Raw genomic sequence first — 24,477 nt, forward strand, 5'->3', positions numbered from 1 at the left:
CATGTTCGCCTACATTTTTCGACGTTTATTGCTGATGGTGCCGACACTGATCGGCGTCGTCACGCTCACGTTCGTCGTCACGCAGTTCGTGCCCGGCGGCCCGGTCGAACAGATCATGGCGCAACTGCGCCATGGCAATGCGACGCGCGGCGGCGAGACCGGCGCAGGCGGTGGCGGCTATCACGGCAGCCAGGGCGTGGATCCGCAACAGATCGAGCAGATCAAGAAGGAATTCGGCTTCGACAAGCCTCCGCTCACGCGCTATTTCCTCATGCTCAAGAACTACGCAACGTTCGATCTTGGTCAGTCGTATTACCAGCACGACAGCGTCTGGAACGTGATCCGCTCGAAGCTGCCGGTTTCCATCACGCTCGGCTTGTGGACAGTGCTGCTAACTTATGTGATATCCGTGCCGCTCGGCATCGCCAAGGCGGTGCGCAACGGGTCGCGATTCGACACGGTGACGAGCGTGCTCGTGCTCACTGGCTATGCGGTGCCGGGCTTCGTGCTCGGCGTGCTCCTGCTGATGCTGTTCGGTGGCGGCTCGTTCTGGCAGGTGTTCCCCATGCGGGGCCTCACGTCCGATGATTTCGCGGACCTGAGCCTCGCGGGTAAGGTGCTCGACTACTTGTGGCACATCGTCCTGCCGGTGACGGCCTCGGTGGTCGGGAACTTCGCGATCGTCACGATCCTCACGAAGAATACCTTCCTCGAAGAGATCGGCCGCCAGTACGTGCTAACCGCGCGGGCAAAAGGCGCGCCCGAGCGCGACGTGCTGTGGAAGCACGTACTGCGCAACGCGGCCATTCCGCTCGTCACGGGCCTTCCCGCCGCGTTCATTGGCGCTTTCCTGAACGGCAACCTCCTGATCGAAACGCTGTTCTCACTGGACGGCATGGGCCAGCTCTCATACGACTCGGTTATCCGCCGCGATTACCCCGTCGTGCTGGGCTCGCTGTTTCTTTTCACGCTGATTGGCCTCGTAACCAAACTCATTGCTGACGTCTGCTATGTCCTCGTCGACCCCCGCATCCAGTTCCACCGCCTGGACCGCTGAAACTGCCGCCGTTGCGCACGCGCCGTCGGTCTCGCCCTGGCGCCGTACGTGGCAGCGCTTTCGCGCACAGCCGCTCGGCTATTGGAGCCTTGTCATCTTCGTCACGCTGTTTGCGATCAGCATGCTCGGCGAGGTGCTCGCCAATGACCGGCCGCTCGTCGTGCGTTACGACGGTCAATACTACTTCCCGATCGTGAAGGATTATCCGGAGACGATCTTCGGTGGCGACTTTCCGGCGAGGACCAACTACCTCGACCCGTATATCCGGCAGCGCCTCGAATCGAACGGCAATTTCGCGATCTATCCGCCCAATCATTTTCATTACGACACAATCGACTCCTTCGCGGCTCGACCGTATCCGTCCGCACCCTCGGCCACGAACTGGCTCGGCACCGATCAGTTCGGCCGCGACGTGCTTTCGCGGTTGCTCTACGGTTTCCGGCTTTCGGTGCTGATGGCCCTGGCGCTGACGGTGTCCGGCGTCGCATTGGGCGTGTTGACGGGCGCGGTGCAGGGTTTCTATGGAGGACGCACCGATCTCATCGGGCAGCGGCTCATCGAGATCTGGAGTTCGATGCCCGACCTCTACCTGCTCATCATCTTCGCCTCGATTTTCGAGCCTACGCTTTGGCTGCTGTTTATCCTGCTTTCGATGTTTGGATGGCTGGTGCTTTCCGATTACGTGCGCGCTGAGTTCCTGCGCAACCGGTCGCTCGACTACGTGAAGGCGGCGCGAACGATGGGTCTCTCGAACTGGCAGATCATGTGGCGCCACGTGTTGCCCAACAGCCTGACGCCGGTCATCACGTTCCTGCCTTTTCGGATGAGTGCGGCCATTCTCTCGCTCACCAGTCTGGACTTCCTCGGGCTCGGTGTGCCGCCGCCTACCCCAAGCCTTGGAGAACTGCTGCAAGAGGGCAAGAACAATCTCGAGGCATGGTGGATCTCGCTCTCGGCTTTCGCGGCGCTCGTCATTACGCTGCTGCTGCTCACGTTCATGGGCGATGCACTGCGTAACGCACTCGATACGCGCAGGCGTGGATCGGCATTCGGCGGAGGTAAATAATGAATCGTCCTTTGCTGGAAATCGAGCGTTTCAGCGTGCGCTTCGGCGAGAAACAGGCAGTGCGCGAGCTGAATCTCTCTATTGCACGCGGTGAACGCGTGGCGCTAGTCGGCGAATCAGGCTCGGGCAAGAGCGTGACGGCGCTGTCGATCCTCGGCCTTGTCGAGCACGCAAGGTTCACTGGGCGGATGCTGTTCGACGGCGAGGATCTGCTGCAGAAAACCGAGCAGGAGATGCGCGGCATTCGCGGAGCCGATATCGCCATGGTCTTTCAGGAGCCGATGACCGCCCTGAATCCGCTGTATACGATCGGCAAGCAAATTGCCGAAAGCCTGCGCCTGCACGAGGGGCTGAGCGCCGACGCGGCGCGTGAGCGTGGTATCGAGTTGCTGCGGCGGACCGGCATTCCCGAACCGGAGCGCCGCATCGACAGCTTTCCCCACCAGTTGTCCGGCGGACAGCGTCAGCGTGCGATGATCGCGATGGCGCTCGCGTGCCGCCCGCGCCTGTTGCTCGCCGACGAGCCCACGACTGCGCTGGACGTGACCGTGCGCCAGCAGATCGTCGATTTGCTGATCGACCTGCAGGAGCAGGAGGCCGCGACGCGTGGCATGGCCATATTGCTCATCACGCATGACCTGAACCTCGTGCGGCGCTTTGCGCAGCGCGTCGCGGTAATGGAAAAGGGCGTCCTCGTCGAGACGAACACGACCGCAGCGCTTTTCTCCAACCCGCAGCATCCCTACACGCAGCGCCTGCTCGACAGCGAACCGCGTCGCGAGGTGGCGCCGGTCGCGGTGGATGCACCGCCCATTCTCGAAGTGAAGGGCCTTGCCGTGGACTACCGCACGGCGGCGAAGGGCTGGCGCTCGCTGTTCGGCAGCTCGACGTTCCGTGCCTTGCACGAAGCGGATCTGTGTCTGCGGCGCGGCGAAACGCTCGGCATCGTCGGTGAGTCGGGCTCCGGAAAATCGACGCTTGCGGCCACCGTGCTCGGGCTGAAGGGCGCGGCGGCGGGCGAGATCCGCATCGACGGCATCGCGCTTTCGGAGCAACGCAAGGCGGGCGCGCGCCGCGCGCTGTACTCGCGTATGCAGGTGGTGTTTCAGGATCCGTTCGGCTCGCTTTCTCCGCGCATGACGATCGAGCAGATCGTTGGGGAGGGGCTGGCCGTGCACAGGCCGGCGATCGACGGCGCGGCTCGGCGCATGCGTATTGCATCACTTCTCGAGGAAGTGGGCCTGCCCGCCGATTCGATGCAGCGCTACCCCCACGAGTTTTCGGGCGGCCAGCGCCAGCGTATCGCCATTGCGCGCGCACTGGCGGTCGAGCCGGAGCTGATCGTGCTCGACGAGCCGACCAGCGCGCTCGACGTCTCGATTCAAAAACAGGTGCTTGCGCTGCTGACGAACTTGCAGAAGAAGTACAAGCTGAGTTATTTGTTCATCACGCATGATCTGGCCGTCATGCGCGCAATGGCGCATCGCGTGATCGTGATGAAAGCGGGCCGTATCGTCGAGCAGGGTGACACACACGACGTGCTGCACGCCCCGTTTCATCCTTACACGCAATCGCTGCTGGCTTAGTCGATGCTGGACGAGCCGGCGGCGCTACAGGAGAAGTTCGCATGATCGAAGAGCGTTGGGTGCAGGGCGCGCGCACGCTGAAGAGCAGCGCCGATTTCTGGTCGCTGCGCATGGTGGACGAAGTCATCGAGGACCACGTGGTGCGCAACGACATCGCGCAGCCGCTGCGTGTGGTGCGCGAGCGCGGCGCCATGCTGACGGCCTGGGCCGGTGCGGGCGCCGGCTATGCGGCTACCGCCGACCTCAGTGCCGAGGGGCTCCAGCGTGCGCTCGACATCGCCACGGCGCGGGCGTTCGCCTGTGCGCAAGTTTCGTTGATCGATCATCGCCGCCTTGCGCGCCCCGTGGCGAGCGGCAGCTATGCTTCGCCGAACGTCGACGCGCCGCTTCCCACCCGCCGCGAGTGGCTCGGCCAGCTCGCGCACGAATGCGCGTCGGCGAACCTCGACGCGCGCATCGTCGAGCGCGTGGCGAGCATGCATGTTGCGCACACCGATCAGCTCTATCTCACGAGCGACGGCGTGCGTATCGAGCAGCGCTTTCGCTACCTCATGCCAGGACTGAGCGTGGCCGCGCATGCCAACGGCGACACCCAGGTGCGAACGCTGGCCGGCGACCACGGCGCGCTCGGGCAGGGAGGCATCGAGATACTCGCACGGCACGGCTTCGATGGCGCCGGCGCCCGTGTGGCCGACGAGGCGCTGCAACTGCTCGCGGCGCCGAATTGCCCCTCGGGCAGGCGCGACCTGCTGCTGATGCCGGACCAGATGATGCTGCAGATTCACGAGTCGATCGGTCACCCACTCGAACTGGACCGGATTCTCGGCGATGAGCGCAACTTCGCTGGCTGGAGCTTTGTGAAGCCGGAGATGTTCGGCAGCTATCAGTACGGTTCCCCGTTGCTGAACGTGACGTTCGACCCGGAACTGCAGGAAGAAGCCGCTAGCTATGCCTTCGACGACGAAGGCAGTTCGGCCAGCAAACAATACCTGATCCGTAACGGCGTGCTGGAGCGGCCGCTCGGCGGCGCGCTCTCGCAGCAGCGCGCCGGGCTGCCAGGGGTCGCGAACTCGCGTGCGGCCAACTGGAATCGCCCGCCTATCGACCGCATGGCGAACCTGAACATCGAGCCCGGCACAGAGACATTCGCCGAGATGATCGCAAACATCGAAAACGGCATTCTGATGACTTCGAATACGTCATGGTCCATCGACGACCATCGCAACAAGTTCCAGTTTGGTTGCGAATACGGCCGGCTCATCGAGAACGGCAAGCTCACGCAGGTCGTCAAGCATCCTAATTATCGCGGCATCTCGGCGAGCTTCTGGCGCAGTCTCGTTGCCGTAGGCGACGCGAGCACCCGCGAGGTTTACGGCACGCCGTATTGCGGCAAGGGGGAACCCGCGCAGGTGATTCGTGTGGGGCACGCGTCACCCGCGTGCGTCTTCAGCAACGTAGACGTATTCGGAGGCGCCTGATGAGCGGCACACTCATTGCAAGCGAGCGTGTGGCGGTGGATTGGCACTCGCATTTCATGATGCTCGCCGATGCGATCGACGGGTTGTTGCTGGCTGGTGAAACGGCGCTCACTTCCTTTGCGGCAGAGCAATCGGACTTCATTCGTTTCAACGGCGGCAAAGTCCGGCAGATGGGTCTCGTCTCGCAGGGCAAGCTCACGCTCCGGCTGATCGACGGCGCGCGCCAGGCGTATTCCACGCTCGACATCTGCGGCAATGCCGATCAGGATCTGCGTGACGTTGGCGCTGCATTGCAGACGCTTCGCTCGGGCCTGCGCGATGCCCCTGATGATCCGCATCTGCTCTACGACACGACAGCGTGGCAGCGTTCGACGCGGCGCACGGGAAGGCTGCGCGATCCGCATGCGCTCATCCATGTGGTGGCCGAATGCGCGCGAGGGCTCGATTTCGTGGGCTTCTACGCGGGCGGCATGCTCGCGCGCGGTTTCGCCTCCAGTTGCGGCAGCCGTGGCTGGCACGAAGTCGAGAACTTCTGCTTCAGCTGGTCGCTCTATCATCCTGGCGGCCGCGCCATCAAGACGACTTATGCGGGCGAGAACTGGGACGACGCGAAGTTCGCCAGCAAGGTGCAGGAAGCGGCGGCACGCCTGCCCGTGCTGGCGCTCGCACCGCGAGCGCTGGGGCCGGGCCGGTACCGTGCCTGGCTCGCGCCGGCGGCGCTCGAAGAGCTGCTGGGCGTTGCTGCGTGGGGCGGCTTTTCGTCGCGCGCGCAGGCGACGTCGCAGAGCCCGCTTTACCGGCTGCATGGCGGCGAGCTTTCACTCGACGCGCGCGTTTCGCTCACTGAAGACCTCGGCCTCGGTATTACCCCTGCCTTCAACGACGACGGCTATTTGCGCGAAAGCGTGCCGCTCGTGCGTGAGGGAAGGAGCGTCGCGCAATTGACGAACGCACGGACGGCGCGAGAGTACGGCCTCGTACCCAACGGTGCGCTGGCGAGCGAGGCGCCGTCGTCGCTTTCGATGCCGGGCGGCGACCTCGCCGATGCGGACGTACTCGCCGCGCTCGGCACGGGGCTCTACGTGGGCAACCTGTGGTATGTGAACTTCTCGGACCGCATGAGCTGCCGCCTGACCGGCATGACGCGTTTTGCGACGTTCTGGGTGGAGGAGGGGCGTGTCGTTGCACCGGTAGACGCCATGCGCTTCGACGACAATCTGTACGGCCTGCTGGGCGAGCGCCTCGAACGTCTCGGCGCGCAGCCCGAGCTGCGCTTGTCCGAAGACACATGGGGCCAACGTGCGACGGGCGGCATGCAACTGCCGGGGGTGCTGGTGAAGTCGTTTGAACTGACACTGTAGCGTGCCTGGCCGTACCTGACGACTCGAACACGAAGGAAACAACAATGCAGTCGAGCTTACCCGAGGGGATCGTCGTGCGCGCGTTACGCCCCGGCGATGCAGAAGCGCTGCATGCGCTGCGGCACTGCCCTTCAATCGTGCGGGGCAATGCGGACGCACCGTATGATTCCGTCGCACAGACGCGCGAGTGGATCGCGAGCGTGGTATCGCCCGCTGTCATCATTGGCGCGTGGGTGGGCGACACCATCGTGGGCGAGGCTGGACTGCATCCGCAGAAGCTGCGCCGCGCGCACGTCGGCGAGATCGGCATCAGCGTCCACGACGAATGGCAGCGCCGTGGCGTCGGGACGTTCCTCATGGGGCAGATCCTGGACTTCGCCGATAACTGGCTCGGCCTGCGGCGGCTCGAACTTCACGCTTACACCAACAATGCGGCCGCGTTAGCGCTCTACCGAAAATGCGGCTTCGAAATCGAGGCACGTTTGCGCGGCGCCGTATTGCGAGACGGAGTGCTCGCCGACTTCTTCTTGATGGCGCGCCTGCACGATCCGCTGCCTCTCGCCCCGGAGTAATGCCCATGCATGTCCCGACGCCATCGCCCGCGTTCACATCACCCGGTACGATTCGCGTGCGTACCTGCGAGCCCGCAGACTTCGACGCGATCGCCGACTTGATGAATCAGCCAGGTGTGCGCCACGGCACGCTATTGAGCGGCTGGCGCACTCCGGAAGCTTTGCGTGCGTGGTATGAGAGCCGGCCAGCCGGCTGCATCACGATTTGCGCCGAAATCGACGGACGCGTGGTCGGGCAATCGCATCTCGAAGTTGCGAAGCCGCGCCGCTCACACTGCGCTTCGGTGGGTTTCGGCGTGCACGATGCCTGGCAGGGCCGCGGCGTAGGCAGCGCGCTGATGGCGGCGATCATCGCCTGCGCCGACCAGTCGCTGGGCCTGCGCAGGCTCGAACTCCAGGTATTCGCCGACAACGAGGCCGCCATCGCGCTCTATCGCAAGTTCGGCTTCGTCGTAGAGGGCCGCTCGCGCGGCGCCGCGATGCGCGACGGCGTGCTTGCCGATACGCTTCACATGGCGCGCTACGCCGAAGCACCATCGTTCGCTTCCCCCTTGACCTCGTAACCGGATCTACGCGCGCGTGCCCTTTTTCTTCATCGACAGGCCGGTCTTCGCATGGGTCAACATGCTGCCTTCGGCGGTGCCGGGCATCGGCCACTCCGAGGGCTTTACGTACCGGCTGGAGGATCGCGGCGGCATCGGCATGGGCGGGTTGAAGGCCGCGCGCGACCAACTGATCGAGGCGGCCGGCAACAGCCGTGTGGTGGCGCAGATCCACTCGGAGGACCTGCCCGATGCGCCGCGCGTGGAACTCGACGTCGACCGCGACAAGGCCTACGCGTATGGCGTATCGTTCGACCGCATCTCCGACGTGCTGGGCAGCACGTTCGGCTCCAGCTACGTCGACGACTTTCCGGCGGGCGGGCGCATGCGCCGCGTGATCGTCGCAGCCGACGCACCCACGCGCATGAACGACAGCCAGTTGCTCGACCTCCCTGTGCGGAACACGTTCGGCGCAACCGTGGCAATGTCGTCGATTGCGGCGACGCACTGGACGCTCGGCCCCGTGATGCTGAGCCGCTACAACGGTTATCCGTCACTCGACGTGACGGGGCGCGCGGCGCCGGGCCATAGCTCGGGCGAAGCGATGGCCGAAATGGCGCGGCTCGCGCTCGCTCTGCCCGAAGGCGTGTATGGCGAATGGACCGACGCCGCGTTCGAAGAAGTAGAGGCCACGCGCCAGACGCCGCTCCTCATCGGCCTCTCGCTGCTGGCGGTGTTCATGGTGCTGGCGGCGCTCTACGAGAGCTGGATCACGCCGCTTTCCGTGCTGCTGGTCGTTCCGCTCGGCGCGCTCGGCGCAGTGAGCGCGATGCTCCTGCGCGGGCTGCCCAACGACATCTATTTCAAGGTGGGAATGGTGACCGTGATCGGCCTTGCGGCGAAGAACGCCATCCTGATCGTGCAGGCCGCGAGCGTGCGCCGCACGGGCGGGTTGCCGCTGCGCGCCGCGGTTTTGGGCGCGAGCGTCGAACGGCTGCGGCCTATCGTGATGACTTCTGCGGCGTTCGTGCTCGGCGTGCTGCCGCTCGCGTTCTCGCAGGGCGGCGGCGCGCAAAGCCGGCACGCCATCGGGACGGGAGTGCTCGGCGGCGTGATCGCGGCGACGCTGCTTGGACTCGTGTTCACGCCAGTGCTCTACTACGCGGTGGTATCGCGCGTGGCGGCGCGACCTGTGGATCGCGTACCGCCGCGCCGAAGCGAGCACACAGCGCAACAGACGAAAGAGGCCGAAACGGAGGCGCCCTGACTTCCCCATGCGCCTATGGCTGATTGGTCGCCGCGCAGCAGGCGGATAACTCAATGCGCGGGTAGGCGGAAATCAGAACAGACGCGGCGTGCCCACCCAGAGCAGTACGGTTTCCTGATCGGAAGTATTGCTCCAGGCGTGTGGCACTGTCGATTCGTAGTGCGCGCTGTCGCCCGCGCGGACCACGAACGTCTGTCCTTCCAGCGTGAGGGTCACTTCACCGGAGAGCACATGCAGGAACTCTTCACCTGCGTGCGTGGTGACTTCGCTGGAGCGCTCGCCGGGCGGCATGCGCACGAGAATGGCTTCGAGCTGGCGGCCGCCGGACGGATTGGTCAGGCGTGCGTAAAGGTCGGCAGAATTGGCAAAGCCGAAAAATTTCAGATCCTGGCCACGGCACACGCAGCCCGCTTCGGTGGGCGCATCGACGAAATAGCTTACCGGCACGCCCAGCGCCTTCGCGATGCTCACGAGCGAGGTGATCGAGGGGGTGGCGCGATCGCGTTCAACCTGCGAGAGAAACGGCTTTGAGAGCTGCGCCGCGCTGGCGATGTCATCGAGCGTACGGCCTTGTCTCTGGCGCAGTCCGCGAATCTTGCTCCCTACGGAAACGACGTTCAGTGATTCAACGGGTTTCGAAACCATGACGGAATATTGTTGTCTGTTGAATATGTTTTAATCCGAAACCCGGATTGGGCGAAAGCCCGATCTTGTCGTACACTTTGGGTCTCCATTCATTTCCATTGCTCCGGCACGGTCTATATCTGGCGATTTCAGAGACAAACCGGCCGACAAGTAATGGAATATGCCGATTACCGCCGGGATTGCAATTCGAATTCCCCCTGCGTACGTCGGCGATCATGCCTTGACGCCAGTTGACGGAAGCGCCGTTGCCCCGGCGTGCCGTCTGCGGCCCATAAACGATAGCATGAAAGCCGCAGCGTACCACCGTTTTGCAGCGTGCTAAAAACAATCCGTCATTTCAAGCATCCTTTCGAGTTTCGGATTACGGAGGAATGCTGAGAGAGTGGCGCTCGGAAAAAACACTTGGTTCGCTTGCGGTTAATCGCAAGCCATGAGATGGCGGATCACGAGCACCGGATCGGCGATGCGCAGGCTCAGCGTCCGTTGATCGACGCCGCGATGCGGTCGGAGAGCTCCCCCAGTACGCGGCTGAGCGCTGCGGCCTGCGCCGCCGCGTCCTGCCCTGTGACTTCTGCATTGAGCGTCGCCTGTTGCGTGAGGCTGGTCTGGACGGGCTGCCCCGAGAGCAGCGCCCAGCTCGCTTGCAGCGTCAACGTCGCACTCGCGGTGGTTTCGCAGTCCAGCACCGTGACGACCAGCGTACGCGTGCCAGCGGGCGCCGGCGCATCGGGGAAGACGAAGGCGCCCGCGGGCAGGCGCTTCTCGAGGTTTTGCGCAAGCGCGGAGCGCATCATCTGCGCGAGGGGGGCGCCCCAGCGGGCGGTATCGTCGATTTTCAGGCGGTTCGGCCCGGTCTGCGTGACGACTTCGGGGCGGTCGAGCACGGCGGGAATGTGCACGGCGCTCAGTTGCACCGGTGCCATTGGCCTGGTCGAAAGTGGCATGCCGGCGCCGGCGCCGGCGCCGGTGGCGTCGAGCGTGAGGTAGTGCGTGGGCGCGCTGTGGCCGCAGCCCGCGAAGCTCATCGGGGCCGCCAGCAATGCAGCGCCGAGGGTGCGCGCCAGGCTTCGCCACGCAATCGGCAAGGCGCGATGGGGAGGCTTGGCGAGGTGGTGCGTCATGGGTTCGTTTCCGGTGCTTTGCCGCGCAGCAGCGCTTCTGGGTGGCGGTCGAGATAATCGGCCAGGGCGCGAACCGAGCGGGCCGTATCGGTCAGCTCGCGCAGCGCGGCGGGTAGATCGTTCTGGCTGGTGGCATCAGCGCCCAGCGTGCGATTGGCGGCGGCAACGGTGCGGTCGGCCGCGTTCGCGGTTTCGCGCAGCTGCGCGACGAGCGGCCCGATCTGCGGCGACACCTGCCCGAGTGTCTGATCGATCTGCGCCACGGAACGGTCGATATGGCTCAGGCTGTCGCGGATCTGCGGCGAACTGCTGAGCGCGTTGACGTGCGCCGCGATACTGCGGACCTGATCGCCCGTTTCCTTGATCGGCAGGGCATCGAATTTCTTGATGACGTCGTTTGCGCGAGACGCCATGGTGTCGAAATCGGCGGGCGCTACGCTGGGTATCACGGGCAGGCCGTTATCGGATGTCAGCGTCGCGCTCGCCGCGAGCGGCACGAAGTCGAGGTTGACCTTGCGCGCCCCGACGAGCGGCGGGTCTTGCGACAGGCGCGCACGCAGGCCTTGCGCGATGAGGCGCTTCATCATGCCGTCGACGGGCGGCCGCCAGTCGCCGTTCTGGGGCGGCGGCGCGCCCACGATACCAAGCATCGCAGGGTCGATCGCGATCTGCACAGGCGTGCTGAGTGCGCCGGTGCGCGCGTCGTAGCTCAGGCGCACGTTCGTGACGGTCCCGACATGAAAGCCGCGCAATTGCACGTCGGCGCCCGCGTCGAGGTCACCCGCCGCGCCGTCGAACCGCACGATATAGCGCACCATGGGGCCATGCTGCGGGGCGAGCGCGGGCCGGCGGTCGGCGCCGTCGAATCGGGTAGCCGGCTGACCGGGGCCCGGCTCCATGACGATTTCGGGCCCCGCAAGCAGTGCCTTCAATGATGAAGGATCGCTCATGTCCAGCTTCGCGCCGCGCAGAAAGAAGCGTGTGCCGCTGCGCAAATATCGATCTTCGGCGCGTTCGATCCTGAGTTTTACCTCGACATGCTGCCCGTCGGGTGCGAGCGAGAGGTCCGACACCGCGCCCACTTTCACGCCGCGAAGGGTGACGATGGTGTCGTCGGGCTTCATGCCGAAGGCGTTATCGAACGTCACCGTGACGGTTTGGCCGTCTTGCACCAGCGCACGAATGCCGAGCCAGCCGGTCACGGTGATTGCCGCGATTGGCACGGCCCAGATCCAGCCCGGCCACGCGCTGTGCCGCACCTGCGCCTGTGTGCGATGAGAACGCCCGCCGCTCATGATCGTTTCCGCGCGTCCCATAGCAGACGCGGATCGAATGCGCGTGAAGCCGCCATCGTGAAGAAAACGACGAGGGCGAACGCCGTTGCACCTATGGCGGGCCGCGTTGTCGCAATACCCTCGAAATGGATGAGCGGCACGAACGCGGCGATCGTGAACACATCGACATTGGACCAGCGTCCAAGCTCGTCGATCCAGCGATAAAGATGCGCCTTCGCACGCAGATGCCTGCGCGAGCCGCGAACCACGGAGGCTATGAACCATGCCATGCCGGCGACCTTGGCAATGGGTATCACGACGCTCGTGCAGATGATGAGGATACCGAACGGCCAAAGGCCGGCGTGAAAGAGCTGATAGACACCATCGACGATACGGTGCGAATCATGCTTGCCGAGATGCTGCGACTCGGTCATCGGGTAAAAATTGGCCGGCGCCGTTAGCACCAGCGCCGCCAGCGACAGCGCCGCTGCGCGCACCACGGCGTCGCGTTTGCGTGCCCGTAGTTTCAGGCCGCAGCGGGGGCAGGGCTGTCCTTCCTGCGAAATGGGGACGACGAGATCGCACACAGGGCACGATAGCGCGGGTTCGCCTGCATTCTGTCGCTCCGGAGCGATCGCGCGCCAGACGGTCCGGCGATCGAGCGAGGCGCGCGTGAGCATCGACATGAGCGCGGCGACAATGAAGCAATAGCCGCCCGGTCCTATCGTGGCGGTGAGATCTTGCGTGATGCGCGCATAGCCGACGAAGCAGCCCACGAGATACACGTCGGGCATCGTCCAGACGTCGAGTTGGGTGGTCCAGCGAAAGAGCCTGCCGATACCGGCGAAAGGCCGGTCGATGCTCACGGCGGCGAGCACGACCATGAGCGCGCCAAAGCGCACGAACGGCAGCACGATGCCGAAGATGCCGAGCAAGAGCGCGAGAATGATCCAGTCGTCTCGCCAGATCGCTAGTATTCCTGATGAAAGAACGGACGAGCGCTCCACGCCCAACAGGTGAACCGTCATGAGCGGGGCGAGATTGGCGGGGAGTAGCAGCGCGAATGTCGTCGTCGCGCAGGCGAGCGCCGCGCTGACGCTGCGGCCGCTGCGCCGCTCCAGCGGATAGTGGCAGACCCGGCAGCGCGCGAACGAGCGCGGTTCGAGCGGCGGAATCTGCTCGAGTGTGCCGCATTCCGGACAGCCGATCGTCATGCGAATCCGTCCGCTGGCTGTTGGCCCGCGCGCGGCGGCTGTGATGCGAACAGGTTGCTGCTGCTCATGTGCGCCGCTCCATTGACGCCTCGTGATCGCTACCTCGCGCGTTCGCGAGGCGAGTTCCAGCGCGCGCGCATGGGCCGTTCCTGGTGCCGCGAGAGAGTTCTTGGGGCAGGGCGCGGGGCGTGCTTCGCGCCTGGCGGGGCCTGCAAGGTGAACAACTAATCGGGGATCGGTGCGGTCGACGTGGTACGCGACGACGGACACATGGTTGAAGTTCGCCGGTAGCCCTCGAGCAAGCACGCGCTGTCCTTCAGCGCGTCGTACAGTTCGGACGCCAAAGCTGCGTTCTCGCCGCGGCACTGCAAGAGGGCAACGCGGCTTTCCTGCTCCGCCACCAGCGTCATAGCCCTGGCGATACGCCCGTCCTGCAGCTCGGCTTCGCTTGGCTGCCGCGCGGATGCGGCCGGGCTCGCAGGAGGCCCGCGACTATTGCGCTGCTCGAGGGCATCCAGCAGGAGATGGGGATCGAACGGCTTGCGCAGAAACGTTTCAGTGGATATTCGTGAATCCGGCTCGTCGCCTGAGATCAAAATTACCAAAATGCTGGAAAAACGCGGTATCGCCCTGAGCATGGAGACAGCGTCCGGGCCGTCCAGGATCGGCATTTCAACGTCGGAGACGATCACGTCTGGTGTATCGGACAACGCCGCCTGAACCGCTTCGAGTCCATTGCGCGCCGTGGTTACGACATGCCCCGCCTCGTGAAGGAAGATCCGAAGCGTTTCGCATACCGCTGTGTCATCGTCCGCCAGAAGCACCCGACTCATACGTGGGTTCACCTCCCTGTTGCTTTGCAGCATCGCGCGTTCCCAGCTCCGCCATCCCGCTCGCCCACCGACGCCGCTCGATGAAACGCACGCCGGGTGCGCATTGCATGAAACGAAAATGTAATTACAGAAAGTAAATTGACGGCTCACGGGAGCCATCAAACTCGCGCCGTCGTTCCAGCCGCCTTTTCGCGCTCCAGCAGCGGGTAGGCGAGCGCGCAAATGTGCGACTGAATGCGCACGAGATCGCGCAGTACGTCGAGGTGCAGCGAACTCGAGGCCAGGCTGTCCGGCTGTCCTTCGCGGAGCCGTTCGAGGTGGCGTTCGCGCGCCGAACGTTCGAGGCGTCGCAGCGCCTGCTTGTCGGCGATGAGCTGCGCCGCGGTCTGCTGCCGTCCCGACACGAGCAGCGCCTGCGCGCGGTGAAAACTCCCGGTCTCCGAGCGGTGCAACATGAGCAGTTCCTCGGTCCCTTCTGCCGAAAAACTCAGTTGCATCTTGATCTTCTTTTGCGCGATTTCCAGCAGATTTTTTTCGATGATATCGCCAATATGCTCGAGATTGATGACGGCCGTCATGATCTCCGATGCCCAGCGACGGTCCTCTTCGGTCAGCGGCTCGCGCGTCACCTGGGTGACGTAGCGCTTGATCGCATCGTGGAGCACGTCAACGGCGTCGTCGCGGCTCGCGACATGAGTCACCGCGCGCCGGTCATTGGCAAGCAGGACAGGCACGCTCTCGCATAGCATCGTCTCGACGATCTCGCTCATTCTGATCACTTCGCGCGCCGCACACGCAAGTGCCAGCGTCGGCGTCGGCAGTGCGCTTTCATCGAGGTAGCGCGGCGAGCCCGTGTCGCCGGGTGCAGCAGGCGCGGGCATCATCCGCTCCAGCAGACGGGCGACCGGGTCGAGCAGTCCGATGAACACGACTGCAATGGCGATGTTCAGTCCAGTGTGGAAATCGGCAATTGCGCGGCTTGCGTCGCCGGGCAGGCCGTCGAGCAGGCGCGCGAGCGGCGAGCAGAGGGTGACCAACACCACGCACACGCCGCCGCGCAGCAGCAGGTTGCCGGCAGGCAATCTGCGGCGACTGCGGTCGTCGCCTTTCGCCGCCTCGAAATACGGGTTGAGCGCACTGCCGACGTTCGCACCCAGCACCAGCGCGATCGCAATATCCAGCGGGACTGTATGCAGTTTCGCGAGCGACATCACGAACAACACGACCGGAATGCTCGAATGTGCGGCCCACGTTAGCATGCAAGCGAGCACCGCGTTGAGCGCCGGCTCGCCAGACAGCGCTCCGAGTACCGTACGCACTGCGGGCGCGGTCTCGGCAGGCTGCACAGTCGAAATAAGGAGGGAAAGGGCAAGCAGCATCAGGCCGAGCCCGATCGATGCACGGCCGACGTCCCGGAGGCGCGAAGCCTTGCCCCTTTCGAAGAGCACCACGCCCGTCAGCAGGCAAGCAGGCGACATCCAGCTGAGATCGAGCGAAAACGCCTGCACGATGAGCGTCGAGCCCACATTCGCGCCAAGCATCACGGCGAGCCCCGTTACCGATCCCATCAGCCCGCGCGCCGCGAAGGAGGACGCGATCATGCCGGTTGCGGTACTGCTCTGCAGTGCGCCGGTGATAGCAAGGCCCGCGCAAAACGCGTTGAAGCGGTTGCCGAGACTTCTCGCCATGACGCGCCTGAGCGAGGCGCCGAACGCGCGCATGAGCCCGGACTCGACCATGTGCAGGCCCCAGGTGAGCAGTGCAATGCCGCCTGCGAGATGAAGCACGACAGCGACCACCTGCGCCTCCTTGTTGCGCCTGCAACCGGCTCTGTTTTCTCCGGCACCGGCGGGCAATCAGACCGTTGTAACGCGGCGTTTGCGAAGCTGGGTATAGAAGAGATTGACGATCTCTCGCGTCGGGACGCTTGTCGTGACAGCGGCAATTCTCGACGGCTGAATCCAGCAGCAGCGCACGATCTCGTTTGCAGGTCGCGGAACAGCACACGCGGGCAGGTCGAAAACAAACACATGGTGCAGCTTGTTTAGTCCTCCGAACGCAAACAGATAGCTCATCGAGCCGGCGGACCCGGACGTGAATATCGTCGTTTCCTCGTACATCTCCCGTTGGGCGGCTTGCAACGCAAGCTCGTTGCGCTTGATCGTCCCGCCGGGGAGCGTCCAGCGCCCGCGCCCGCGCGTGACCAGAAGGATCCGGCCGTCTTTGCTGCACAAAATGGTTGCGCGGTTTTTCATACACCGAACTCGTGATTCTCACTGAGCTACTTGACGAGCGAGCGAATCCCTCGCATTTTCGGAACATCAGCCGTTGTTGATCCCCGATACCCCGGCTTCGTGCTTAGCTCAGCATTTTATGGGCCTGAGGTCGGATGCACGCCAACAAGGTAGGCTGTCCGCCCCCCGGCCGGCCGCTGGCCTGCCTGTTCATAAGGAATGGTTTACGTACAGGCGTCAGACATTGTTTCTGGTGGTGGAGCGGATATGCTGATATGTGCCATGCACAAGTCCTTTCCAGCCAGAATGGCGGGGTCATGGCAACCCGAAGATCTCAAGAAAGAGAACGAGTGAAACATGTATCGAAGCTACGAATACGGCGGATTTACGCTGGAAGTTTCAGTCGATGTGGACGCTGTCAGGATCGGGCCCGTCAGGGAAGCGCAGGCTGTTCCTGTCTATGTCGCCGTTGTCCGCATTTCCAGAGATGGGCATGCAATGGCGATCTTCTCCCCGTTGAGCTTTGGAGTTCCCCGTGGCAGTCCGTTCTCAAGCGAGATCGACGCGCTCATGGGCGGCTATAGTGCAGGGCGCAAGATCGTCGACGACTTCTTTCACTGAATTCGCCCGGGTTGGGGAAGTGTTGCGCGGGCCTGCCCACTGACGACTACATCCAGTGTCGCCCCGCGACGGCACCGTTGCAGAATCCTATTCGAGTGCGCTTATCCTGTATCTATTGCCGTTAATGATTTTATAGACAATGGAGAATGGAAATTTCCTGCTTATGAGATCTATCAGAGGATCGTTGTTGCAATAGATCTCTTCCGGCCCGAGGATTTCAATGGCCTTCAAACTCAAATGATAGTCGCCCTCCAGTACAAGGTAATAGTCCACCGTCCACTCATCTTTCAGTTTCAAGGGGAAGACGGGATCGTTGATAGCCAATACCTTCTTATAACGTTGATCCTCCAGCAGCGCCTCGCCCGATCTCAGGAAATCATCCAGGCACCGGCGACCCGTGACGTACCTCTCCCAGGGCAAAATCGCACGCACAGTGGAGCAATCCTTGCTGTAGTCGGGTTTCGCCCGGCTATTTCCGTGGCGTACCAAGGCCAATACCTTGATTAAAGACGCATCTTTTACAAGAGACAGCAAGTAGTCGCGACAATTGATCAGCGTGTATCCGACTCCTGCAATATCCTCCACCAACAAGATTTTCCTTCCGTTATCGACGCAGGACTCGATCAGGTCGAAAACTTCGAAATTCCTGATTTCAGCCCTTGCTTGTGGGCGGTTATAATAAAGAAAATCCGCGGGAATACCCAGCATCTGGGATAGCATCAGGGCAGGTATCGCGCCTCCGCGCAAGACGCCTAATATCAACCCTACGTCGTCCTGAACAAGTTGCTCCCTCTGTGACAGACAAAATGTTTCTATTTCATTGTAGTCATAGAAATAAACGGGATACCCGGCGAATTCGGTGTCCATCTGTCTCCCCTTTATTTGCGGGACGCAAATTAGTCGACTAGATCACCGGCCAAAGGCGCCACATCCCGTTCAGCGCCATGGTGGTGTACCGCAAAGAAGTGCTGCTATCGCCGGACCTCTTCCGCGAGCTGTGAAATTGGCAAGTTCGCAGATCTGGCGCCCCAAATGCAGCTTTCATTTCACTCCTTCGACGTTCCCGCGTCACTGGAAATTATTCCACGGTTGACAGGCGGAGTGGGCGGCGGACTCAGGCCATCTGACGAGGGTCTTGCGAAAGCGCATGAGCGAGAACACGAATAGCGCACTGCCGATCACGGCGAACCACAGGAACGGCCGCCAGACCACGGCAATGCCCGCGCCGCGAAAGAGCATGGCTTGGCCCAACTCGACGAAGCGCGTGGTGGGTGCGACGAGCATGATGTTCTGCACGAACTGGGGCATGGACTCGCGCGGCGTGCTTCGCGCATGCGTTGACGGGATATGGCATAGCGAGTGCCCGTGCTGCGAGCGGATGACATCTATAGCGAGTCAAAGTCATCTGCATGAAGCTTGAGCTGCGTCGCGGCAGGCTGCGCGGTGTTGCGGCCGGGGTGCGCAGCGCGTCGCCGCATGGCGCAACGCTGACGCCGTGCGCGGGCATCCAGTACTTTCGCAGGGACGGCCTGCGCGTCAGAAGTACGAGTGCAGCTCGCCGCTTCAAGGCCCACATATGCTCGGTATTGTCGCGTCGTTTGCGATCTCCCTTTGCATTGGAGGCCGATCGAGGCGCTGATCTTGCGGTCGGGCAGATCACGCTATCAATCGGCATCAGCATCGGCCTGCCCGTCACTTGACGCGCTCGGCGGGACCGAACCGGCCAAACGATGGAAGAACAGGATACGCGCGGAGCTTTCTAGATATGCGCTCTGACGCGGACAACGCTTCAGACGATCGCCACGGGACCGAGGCACGCGCATTGCTTCCCCGTGGCTACTGTTCCCGCAAGTGGAGAGCATTGTGTCAAACACGGCGAACTTCCCGCACGAGCCTGATCGCCCGGAGGACGAGGATCCCGGCGGCCCACCCGCCGAGGTCTCGAAGCCCATCGGCGATGCCATCCCTACTCCGGTCGAACCGGGCCTCGACCAGCCTCTGCCGAAAAAAGGCGAAACTCCCGCACCAGAGCCAGACAAACCCGGCGAGGGAAGCAGCGACACGTTGGGCGATACGGACGCGCCGCCCGGCGTACCCGATCCTGGACCGTCCGGCTTCGCGTAACACGCGCAAACGTCCGTCAAGCGGCGGCGGGCTCGTGCACGATGTTCAGCGTGCTCTTGTGCTCGGCGATGAGCCGATAGACCGTGTCCCCGGGTACGGTCTCATGCTCGAGCAACTGGTCTGAAATGTCGCGCAGTACCGGCTCGTACGCGCGCAGCAAGCCGTAGCAAAGTTCGTTGAGTTCCCTGAGCAGCACGTTCGCATGCTCGATTGCGCTCTTCATTTGCAGGCCCGCGTACTGCGACGGCAGCGCCGCAAGACTGAACAGATCGCCGTCGTTATTGAAGCCGAACTTCGACACCATGTCGAGGCTGATACGCGAGGCCTCCTGCAAGTCCGACGCGGCACCGCTCGACGCTTCGGAGAACATCAGGATCTCCGCGTTGCGTCCGCCGAGCAGCACCTGGATTTCGTTGCGGATTTCCGTCTCGCGGTACAGGTGCTTGTCCTGCGCCTTCGTGATCAGCGCGACGCCAAGCGCGCCGCCACGCGGCAGGATCGTCACTTCCTCGAGCACGCCGGTGCCAAGCAGCGCGGCGACCAGACCGTGACCCGCCTCATGCACCGCGACGCGCTGGCGCTCGTCTTCGGTTAGCGCACGCTCGGCGCCGCTCACGTCGCCGATGCGCGCGATCTTGATCGCTTCCATAAAGTGCTTCGCGGCGATTTCGTTGTCGCCCGCCCTGCGCGCGATCAAACCCGCCTGATTGACGACCATCGCGACCGTCGCGGGCGACAGTCCAGTCGTCAAGCGCGAGAGTTGGTCGTAGTCAATATCCGCCGCTTTCGATTTGAGGCGCTGCGCGTAGAAACGGAAGATCTTCGCGCGGTCTTCGCGATCCGGCAGACGCACCTGCACCGTGCGATCGAAACGGCCGGGGCGGCGCAATGCTTCGTCGAGATTGTCGGGATGGTTGGTCGCAGCCACGACAATCACGCCCTCGTTCGATTCGAAGCCGTCCATCTCCGCGAGCAGCTGGTTGATGATGCGGTTGCTCTCGGCCTCGACCGGGCCAGCGCCGGTGTCCGTCCGTTTCGCGAGACCGTCCGCTTCGTCGATGAAGATGACAGTCGGCGCGTTCTTGCGTGCGAGCTCGAACAGGTGCCGCACCTTCTGGATACCGACGCCGTAGTATTTTGCGCTGAAATAGCTGCCCGTGATCGAAATGAAGTTCGCGCCGCATTCTCCGGCCAGCGCCTGAGCGAGCCGCGTCTTGCCGACGCCGGGCGCGCCGACCATCAGGATGCCGCACGGCGCGCGCACGCCCAGCGAAGAGAACTGCTTCGGATCGGACAGGTAAGCGCGAATATCGGCGAGCGCGGCCTTGGCTTCGTTCGCGCCGATCACGTCATCGAAGCGCAGCGTCGGCGTTTCGCTGAGCAGCGTCGCGCTGCCTTTCATCTCGCGCCGCATGAACCACGCCATCCCGCCGATCAGCGCGAGCGGCAGCAGCACGCTCAGCGCGTCGTGGAACTGGTCGAACAGTCGGGTCCAGCGCGCGCCGTCGCTGTGGATGTCGACATTGGGCAGCCACACGAGCTGATATGCGGCGGCGTCGGAGCGCTCGCCCAACAGCAGCGCGTGCGAGAAGGTCGCGTTGTGGTCGGTCACGAAGTACTTCGAGCCGTCGCGCAGCGACACAAGAATGGCGTTGGGACTCACGCCGATCGCCACGACCTTGGTGTCGTGAATGTCGCGCAGCATCATCGACGCGTCTTTCTCCGCATGCGTCCAGGGGGATGCGTCTTCACGCATCTCGCTCGCAATGCCGCTCAGCGCCGGCGCCTGCTGGACGGCGCGATGCTGAAAACACCAGACGCCCCAACCGACTAGCACCGCGATCAGCCCCGCGACAGCCGCCATAGCAAGTTTGCGGACGCGCTTCTTCTCAAGCGAATTATTCCCCGGTTTCATGAATCATTTCCAGATGTGGACTTAACAAGCCCTTGCTTAATCAACCTGTCTTTCAAAATCACCTTCGTACCCTGAAGGCTGAGTCTGCCGAAAATGGGCGGAGGCGAAAGTCGCACGGGACATCGCTTAAGGGACAGTCCAGAAGGACGACGATGCGCGTCCCGGTGAGCCGCGTTCGCCAAAGGCAGTATGCCCGGCATAAGCGTCTTTCAATTCGCGGACAGGCCTGTTTGTACCGTCTATCGGGCGGTCGACACGCTGGAAGGGGGACGCAGGCGAATGCGCGAAAAGGCGTCGCCGCCTTAGCTCCGGGGCACAGTTTATCAGCGTAAAAAGCCGCGCGGGTTTTTTGAACGCGATATCTACCGCACCCTAATTAAATCAGTCGGAATTACTGAAAAATCGGGATTTAGACAGACATAAATGATTCAGGCAGGAGGGCGGCAGGCATTGGGGCCTCAACACGAATGATCGAGCCACAGAGGGCGTCACATCCAGATAGGCACCGCAATCACGACGGGGAACCGATTGACGGCGGATTCGCTCAACTCGCGCAGGCGGGTTACAACCCCAAACGAATCCGTGGTGTGCCCTTTCATCTCATGGCGGGCCGGCCGGGCCGACTTGATGGCCGAAACGCGACTAACAGTCTTCTGCCACTTCATCCCCGGACAAGGGCGCGGGAGCGCGGGACCCGTCTTCAAGCACGCGGCTAGCATGCCTGAAGACCGGTCGGTCGGAGTCGTCCTGTCTGAGCGGCTTCGACCTCCTGCGATGATTCACGCAGCAGTTTTGCCCGTCCTTTCTGCGCGCGAAGCCACGCTGCCGCCTTGCAGTGAATGGGGGACGTTGTGCAGGACGACGAAGATAAAGAGGCAGCGATGCATGAAGTGACGGGGCAGGAAGCTCCGTGCGAAAGCACAGCCCTAATGCCAGTGCTATTGGCGACGACGGGGCAGCACCTTACATCGAGTTCAGCAAGCGCTGGCGTTGGCCAGCGAGGAGCGAAGCCGGAAGCGCTTCACGACCCCCAAACAGCCGTTGCTACCTGGAAGAGCGGATCTTCGTGCAACGGAGCGCGCGTCCGCGCTTGTACCCTTCAAATCGCACATCACGACACAGCTTTTCTTGGAGGCGCCCCGGAGGCTGCAACTTCCCTGAAATGAAAACCGTCGCTTTAGCTCAACTATGCGGGCTTGAGCGAGAAGTCATGCCGCGCGTAAATGATAGACCGACCTTTGCGTTTGTGAGCGAGCGGGTTCCATGGGCGGGTGATCGCCTCGTACGCGGGCAACCGCGCCTGGCTACCCAGCGACGTCAAGTCTCACAAGCGCAAGCACCGGCTTCAGACCATCGTGGCTGACTGCAGCAGTCACCATTTCATTCTGCGATGCAGCGGAAGAACCTCTACATCAGTCGAGAGAATCGCCCAATAAGGGCTTGACAGGCTTTATATAGGGCGTCGCAATTTGTCGCTTCGATGTCGCGTTAGCGAAAAACTTCCTGTTTATCGCGCCGTTATTCCGTCCATCGCTCCCACGTTTGCTGCGTTCATCGACGAGGCAATCGTATTTCGTGACCTGAAAGACACATCCGCCGCCGATCGCGTGCCGGTCGTCGGTTCGAGGCAGCCTCATGCTCAAACAGCTTTCAATCCGCGGCGGCCTCGCCGCGACGATCGCCGGCTACACCGTGCTGCTCGTCATGGTCGTCGGGTCGTGCATCGCCGGCCTCTACGTGGGCGATGCGGCGCTTGAATCGATGTACCGCGACGACACCGCATCGCTGCTGCATCTCAAGACGAGCTCGGAGCGCATGCTCGTCGCGCGCGAGCGCTTTGGTGACGTTGCGCAAATCATCGCCGCCGGTCAGCCCGCCAAGATTGAGATCGCGCAGCTCCACACGTTTCTCAAGCAAAGCAACGACGAACTGGACGCCTACGTGCATCTGCATGATCGCGATGCGCGGGAGCAGGCGCTCTTCGATGCGCTCCAAAATAGCCGCCAGGCCGTGCTTGATCAGGTCTTCTTGAAGGCGCTGTCTCAGCTTGACCACGAAGACGCATTCAATTTCCTCGACACGCAGCGCTCCGCGCGGCCCGCGCTCTTCACCGCGTACCAGGAGGCGATCGAGGCGCTCGAAGGCTTTCAGGTCGACCGCGAGCGGGCCCGCTACGAAGCTGCCGCCATGCGATTCCACAAGATTGTCTGGGCGTTGGGCGCGGTCGCCGCGCTCGCTCTCTTCGTCGGCTTCTTTGCGCAGCGCGCGCTCGCGAAGTCGATCGTCGAACCGATCGACCTCGCCGTCGATCACTTCGAGAAGATCGCCAAGGGCGACCTGACGGGCACCGTCGTGGTTGCTCGCAAGAACGAGATGGCCTATCTGCTGACCGCGTTGAAGCAAATGCAGGCGGGCCTCACCGCAACGGTGCAGCAGGTTCGCGCGAGCGCGGGGACGATCGTCAGCGACGTCAGCGCCATCGCTAGCGGCAACGTCGATCTGTCATCGCGCACCGAGCAGCAGGCCGTGTCGCTGCAGCAGGCCGCGGCGAGCGTCGAGGAGCTGACGGCGGCCGTGCGGCAAAACGCGGACAACGCGCGCGACGCGCGCCGCCATGTGGAGGGCGCCGCCGACATCGCGGCGCGCAGCGGGCAGGCGATGGAGCGCGTCGTCGCGACGATGTCGGCGATTTCCGAGAGCTCCTCACGGATCACGGGCATTGTCGGCGTGATCGAAAGCATCGCGTTCCAGACCAACATCCTCGCGCTGAACGCGGCCGTCGAGGCCGCGCGCGCGGGGGAGCAGGGGCGTGGCTTCGCGGTCGTCGCGACCGAGGTCCGCGGGCTCGCCCAGCGCAGCGCATCGGCGGCGAAGGAGATCAAGGAGCTGATTGGCGCTTCGACGCGCCGCGTCGAGGAGGGCGGCGGCCTCGTCGCGCAGGCGGGCTCGACGATGTCCGAGCTCGTCGACGCCGTCGAGCGCGTCAACGCGATCATGGGCGAGATCAGCATCGCCTCCGACGAGCAGTCGGTCGGCATCGAGCAGGTCAACGTGACCGTGACGAAAATGGAGCAGACGATGCAACAAAACGCGGCGCTCGTGGAGGAGGCGTCGGCCATCGCGCTCTCACTCGAAGAGCAGAGCGTGCGGCTCAACGATGCGGTTGCGCAGTTCCGTCTGCGGGACGAGGGGAGTCTCTGACCGAAAGCGGCGAGCCGCCTGCCAAAGCCGCGCCCGTGGTGAACGGAGGCGCCGAGACGAAGCAGTTTGCGGTGGGCTTCGGGAAGAGCCGCCGCGAGATCGTCTGCGGTCTGGAGCTTCAGGTGCTTGCCGCCGGTATAGATGTCATATGGATTTGCTGAGGGCGACGTATCAGTACATCTCGACGGTGGATCACATTTCTATGAGCGAGAGCGCCCTCCGCTGAAGATCCAGCAGAAAGGACCTCGTTGCGACGCACATGGTCCAGCCGCCGCATCAACTGCGCACGCCGATGCTCCCGGCGATAGTGGTCGACCACGAAGCCGGCTGCGAACAGCAGCACCGCCGACCCCATCACCATGGTTA

General features: G+C 63.2%; 20 protein-coding genes and 3 pseudogenes. 12 read left to right on the top strand and 11 right to left on the bottom strand.

All coding sequences use genetic code 11. The features are described from left to right. The first annotated feature begins 1 nt into the window (after position 1). The 8 genes and pseudogenes from VSR34_RS19740 to VSR34_RS19775 form a co-directional block, all read left to right on the top strand. The gene (locus tag VSR34_RS19740; RefSeq protein WP_028214235.1) at positions 2 to 1,057 is read left to right on the top strand and encodes an ABC transporter permease subunit; all 1,056 of its coding nucleotides are present in this window, start codon (positions 2 to 4) and stop codon (positions 1,055 to 1,057) included. Further along, a complete protein-coding gene (locus tag VSR34_RS19745; RefSeq protein WP_342963262.1) occupies positions 1,011 to 2,123 on the top strand; it encodes an ABC transporter permease in 1,113 nt (370 codons plus the stop codon). The genes VSR34_RS19740 and VSR34_RS19745 overlap by 47 nt, the downstream gene beginning before the upstream one ends. Continuing rightward, positions 2,123 to 3,709, top strand: coding sequence for a dipeptide ABC transporter ATP-binding protein (locus tag VSR34_RS19750; protein WP_342963263.1), 1,587 nt, complete (start codon positions 2,123 to 2,125; stop codon positions 3,707 to 3,709). The genes VSR34_RS19745 and VSR34_RS19750 overlap by 1 nt, the downstream gene beginning before the upstream one ends. A gap of 41 nt (positions 3,710 to 3,750) precedes the next feature. Continuing rightward, positions 3,751 to 5,187: a TldD/PmbA family protein gene (locus VSR34_RS19755; RefSeq protein WP_342963264.1), complete on the top strand. Its 1,437-nt coding sequence runs from the start codon at positions 3,751 to 3,753 to the stop codon at positions 5,185 to 5,187. After that, on the top strand, positions 5,187 to 6,548 hold the full coding sequence (locus tag VSR34_RS19760) for a metallopeptidase TldD-related protein (protein ID WP_342963265.1): 1,362 nt from the start codon (positions 5,187 to 5,189) through the stop codon (positions 6,546 to 6,548). The genes VSR34_RS19755 and VSR34_RS19760 overlap by 1 nt, the downstream gene beginning before the upstream one ends. Positions 6,549 to 6,592: 44 nt before the next feature. Next, positions 6,593 to 7,120: a GNAT family N-acetyltransferase gene (locus tag VSR34_RS19765; protein WP_028230842.1), complete on the top strand. Its 528-nt coding sequence runs from the start codon at positions 6,593 to 6,595 to the stop codon at positions 7,118 to 7,120. A 5-nt stretch (positions 7,121 to 7,125) separates the two neighbouring features. Beyond that, complete coding sequence (locus VSR34_RS19770) at positions 7,126 to 7,683, top strand: GNAT family N-acetyltransferase (RefSeq protein WP_042289382.1); 558 nt, start codon at positions 7,126 to 7,128, stop codon at positions 7,681 to 7,683. Positions 7,684 to 7,747: 64 nt separating this feature from the next. Further along, positions 7,748 to 8,836, top strand: a pseudogene (locus tag VSR34_RS19775) (efflux RND transporter permease subunit); the annotation flags it as partial. Positions 8,837 to 9,001: 165 nt separating this feature from the next. On the opposite strand, the gene VSR34_RS19780 reads toward VSR34_RS19775, so the two are convergent. From VSR34_RS19780 to VSR34_RS19810, 7 genes are all read right to left on the bottom strand, one after another. Continuing rightward, complete coding sequence (locus VSR34_RS19780) at positions 9,002 to 9,574, bottom strand: cupin domain-containing protein (RefSeq protein ID WP_028230844.1); 573 nt, start codon at positions 9,572 to 9,574, stop codon at positions 9,002 to 9,004. A gap of 473 nt (positions 9,575 to 10,047) precedes the next feature. Then, complete coding sequence (locus tag VSR34_RS19785) at positions 10,048 to 10,695, bottom strand: PqiC family protein (protein ID WP_342963266.1); 648 nt, start codon at positions 10,693 to 10,695, stop codon at positions 10,048 to 10,050. Next, the gene (locus VSR34_RS19790) at positions 10,692 to 11,990 is read right to left on the bottom strand and encodes an MlaD family protein (protein ID WP_342963267.1); all 1,299 of its coding nucleotides are present in this window, start codon (positions 11,988 to 11,990) and stop codon (positions 10,692 to 10,694) included. Before VSR34_RS19790 ends, VSR34_RS19785 begins: the two co-directional genes overlap by 4 nt. Then, a complete protein-coding gene (locus VSR34_RS19795; RefSeq protein WP_342963268.1) occupies positions 11,987 to 13,183 on the bottom strand; it encodes a paraquat-inducible protein A in 1,197 nt (398 codons plus the stop codon). Before VSR34_RS19795 ends, VSR34_RS19790 begins: the two co-directional genes overlap by 4 nt. 224 nt (positions 13,184 to 13,407) lie before the next feature. After that, a complete protein-coding gene (locus tag VSR34_RS19800; protein ID WP_342963269.1) occupies positions 13,408 to 14,049 on the bottom strand; it encodes a response regulator in 642 nt (213 codons plus the stop codon). A gap of 125 nt (positions 14,050 to 14,174) precedes the next feature. Then, on the bottom strand, positions 14,175 to 15,815 hold the full coding sequence (locus tag VSR34_RS19805; protein WP_342963270.1) for a Na/Pi cotransporter family protein: 1,641 nt from the start codon (positions 15,813 to 15,815) through the stop codon (positions 14,175 to 14,177). Between the two features lie 57 nt (positions 15,816 to 15,872). Further along, complete coding sequence (locus VSR34_RS19810) at positions 15,873 to 16,271, bottom strand: NUDIX domain-containing protein (RefSeq protein WP_342963271.1); 399 nt, start codon at positions 16,269 to 16,271, stop codon at positions 15,873 to 15,875. A 336-nt stretch (positions 16,272 to 16,607) separates the two neighbouring features. Between VSR34_RS19810 and VSR34_RS19815 the strand changes: the two genes are divergently transcribed. Then, a complete protein-coding gene (locus VSR34_RS19815; RefSeq protein ID WP_028230849.1) occupies positions 16,608 to 16,871 on the top strand; it encodes a hypothetical protein in 264 nt (87 codons plus the stop codon). An 87-nt stretch (positions 16,872 to 16,958) separates the two neighbouring features. Here the strand turns inward: VSR34_RS19815 and VSR34_RS19820 are convergent, their stop codons facing one another. Then, positions 16,959 to 17,738 carry a hypothetical protein gene (locus tag VSR34_RS19820; RefSeq protein WP_342963272.1) on the bottom strand — a complete coding sequence of 260 codons (780 nt, stop codon included), beginning with the start codon at positions 17,736 to 17,738 and terminating at the stop codon, positions 16,959 to 16,961. A 201-nt stretch (positions 17,739 to 17,939) separates the two neighbouring features. Beyond that, positions 17,940 to 18,197 (bottom strand): annotated as a pseudogene (locus VSR34_RS19825) (ABC transporter permease); the annotation flags it as partial. An 83-nt stretch (positions 18,198 to 18,280) separates the two neighbouring features. Between VSR34_RS19825 and VSR34_RS19830 the strand changes: the two are divergent. Next, positions 18,281 to 18,571 carry a hypothetical protein gene (locus VSR34_RS19830; protein ID WP_342963273.1) on the top strand — a complete coding sequence of 97 codons (291 nt, stop codon included), beginning with the start codon at positions 18,281 to 18,283 and terminating at the stop codon, positions 18,569 to 18,571. A gap of 163 nt (positions 18,572 to 18,734) precedes the next feature. Beyond that, positions 18,735 to 18,995, top strand: coding sequence for a hypothetical protein (locus VSR34_RS19835; protein ID WP_342963274.1), 261 nt, complete (start codon positions 18,735 to 18,737; stop codon positions 18,993 to 18,995). A 16-nt stretch (positions 18,996 to 19,011) separates the two neighbouring features. Here VSR34_RS19835 and VSR34_RS19840 read toward each other — a convergent pair whose 3' ends face one another. After that, positions 19,012 to 20,910, bottom strand: a complete 1,899-nt coding sequence (locus VSR34_RS19840) for an AAA family ATPase (RefSeq protein WP_342963275.1) — start codon at positions 20,908 to 20,910, stop codon at positions 19,012 to 19,014. Between the two features lie 1,635 nt (positions 20,911 to 22,545). Here VSR34_RS19840 and VSR34_RS19845 point away from each other — a divergent pair. Next, positions 22,546 to 24,111, top strand: a complete 1,566-nt coding sequence (locus VSR34_RS19845) for a methyl-accepting chemotaxis protein (RefSeq protein WP_342963276.1) — start codon at positions 22,546 to 22,548, stop codon at positions 24,109 to 24,111. Between the two features lie 118 nt (positions 24,112 to 24,229). On the opposite strand, the pseudogene VSR34_RS19850 reads toward VSR34_RS19845, so the two are convergent. Further along, positions 24,230 to 24,477: pseudogene (locus VSR34_RS19850) on the bottom strand (hypothetical protein); the annotation flags it as partial.

The organism is Paraburkholderia sp. JHI2823 (genome assembly GCF_038900695.1).
Lineage (GTDB): Bacteria > Pseudomonadota > Gammaproteobacteria > Burkholderiales > Burkholderiaceae > Paraburkholderia > Paraburkholderia mimosarum.

Excerpts from the sequence above, each read along its gene's own strand:
- VSR34_RS19740 (WP_028214235.1), top strand. The coding sequence starts at position 2 with ATGTTCGCCTACATTTTTCGACGTTTATTGCTGATGGTGCCGACACTG.
- VSR34_RS19745 (WP_342963262.1), top strand. The coding sequence starts at position 1,011 with ATGTCCTCGTCGACCCCCGCATCCAGTTCCACCGCCTGGACCGCTGAA.
- VSR34_RS19750 (WP_342963263.1), top strand. The coding sequence starts at position 2,123 with ATGAATCGTCCTTTGCTGGAAATCGAGCGTTTCAGCGTGCGCTTCGGC.
- VSR34_RS19755 (WP_342963264.1), top strand. The coding sequence starts at position 3,751 with ATGATCGAAGAGCGTTGGGTGCAGGGCGCGCGCACGCTGAAGAGCAGC.
- VSR34_RS19760 (WP_342963265.1), top strand. The coding sequence starts at position 5,187 with ATGAGCGGCACACTCATTGCAAGCGAGCGTGTGGCGGTGGATTGGCAC.
- VSR34_RS19765 (WP_028230842.1), top strand. The coding sequence starts at position 6,593 with ATGCAGTCGAGCTTACCCGAGGGGATCGTCGTGCGCGCGTTACGCCCC.
- VSR34_RS19770 (WP_042289382.1), top strand. The coding sequence starts at position 7,126 with ATGCATGTCCCGACGCCATCGCCCGCGTTCACATCACCCGGTACGATT.
- VSR34_RS19780 (WP_028230844.1), bottom strand. The coding sequence starts at position 9,574 with ATGGTTTCGAAACCCGTTGAATCACTGAACGTCGTTTCCGTAGGGAGC.
- VSR34_RS19785 (WP_342963266.1), bottom strand. The coding sequence starts at position 10,695 with ATGACGCACCACCTCGCCAAGCCTCCCCATCGCGCCTTGCCGATTGCG.
- VSR34_RS19790 (WP_342963267.1), bottom strand. The coding sequence starts at position 11,990 with ATGAGCGGCGGGCGTTCTCATCGCACACAGGCGCAGGTGCGGCACAGC.
- VSR34_RS19795 (WP_342963268.1), bottom strand. The coding sequence starts at position 13,183 with ATGACGATCGGCTGTCCGGAATGCGGCACACTCGAGCAGATTCCGCCG.
- VSR34_RS19800 (WP_342963269.1), bottom strand. The coding sequence starts at position 14,049 with ATGCTGCAAAGCAACAGGGAGGTGAACCCACGTATGAGTCGGGTGCTT.
- VSR34_RS19810 (WP_342963271.1), bottom strand. The coding sequence starts at position 16,271 with ATGAAAAACCGCGCAACCATTTTGTGCAGCAAAGACGGCCGGATCCTT.
- VSR34_RS19815 (WP_028230849.1), top strand. The coding sequence starts at position 16,608 with ATGTATCGAAGCTACGAATACGGCGGATTTACGCTGGAAGTTTCAGTC.
- VSR34_RS19820 (WP_342963272.1), bottom strand. The coding sequence starts at position 17,738 with ATGGACACCGAATTCGCCGGGTATCCCGTTTATTTCTATGACTACAAT.
- VSR34_RS19830 (WP_342963273.1), top strand. The coding sequence starts at position 18,281 with ATGAAGCTTGAGCTGCGTCGCGGCAGGCTGCGCGGTGTTGCGGCCGGG.
- VSR34_RS19840 (WP_342963275.1), bottom strand. The coding sequence starts at position 20,910 with ATGAAACCGGGGAATAATTCGCTTGAGAAGAAGCGCGTCCGCAAACTT.
- VSR34_RS19845 (WP_342963276.1), top strand. The coding sequence starts at position 22,546 with ATGCTCAAACAGCTTTCAATCCGCGGCGGCCTCGCCGCGACGATCGCC.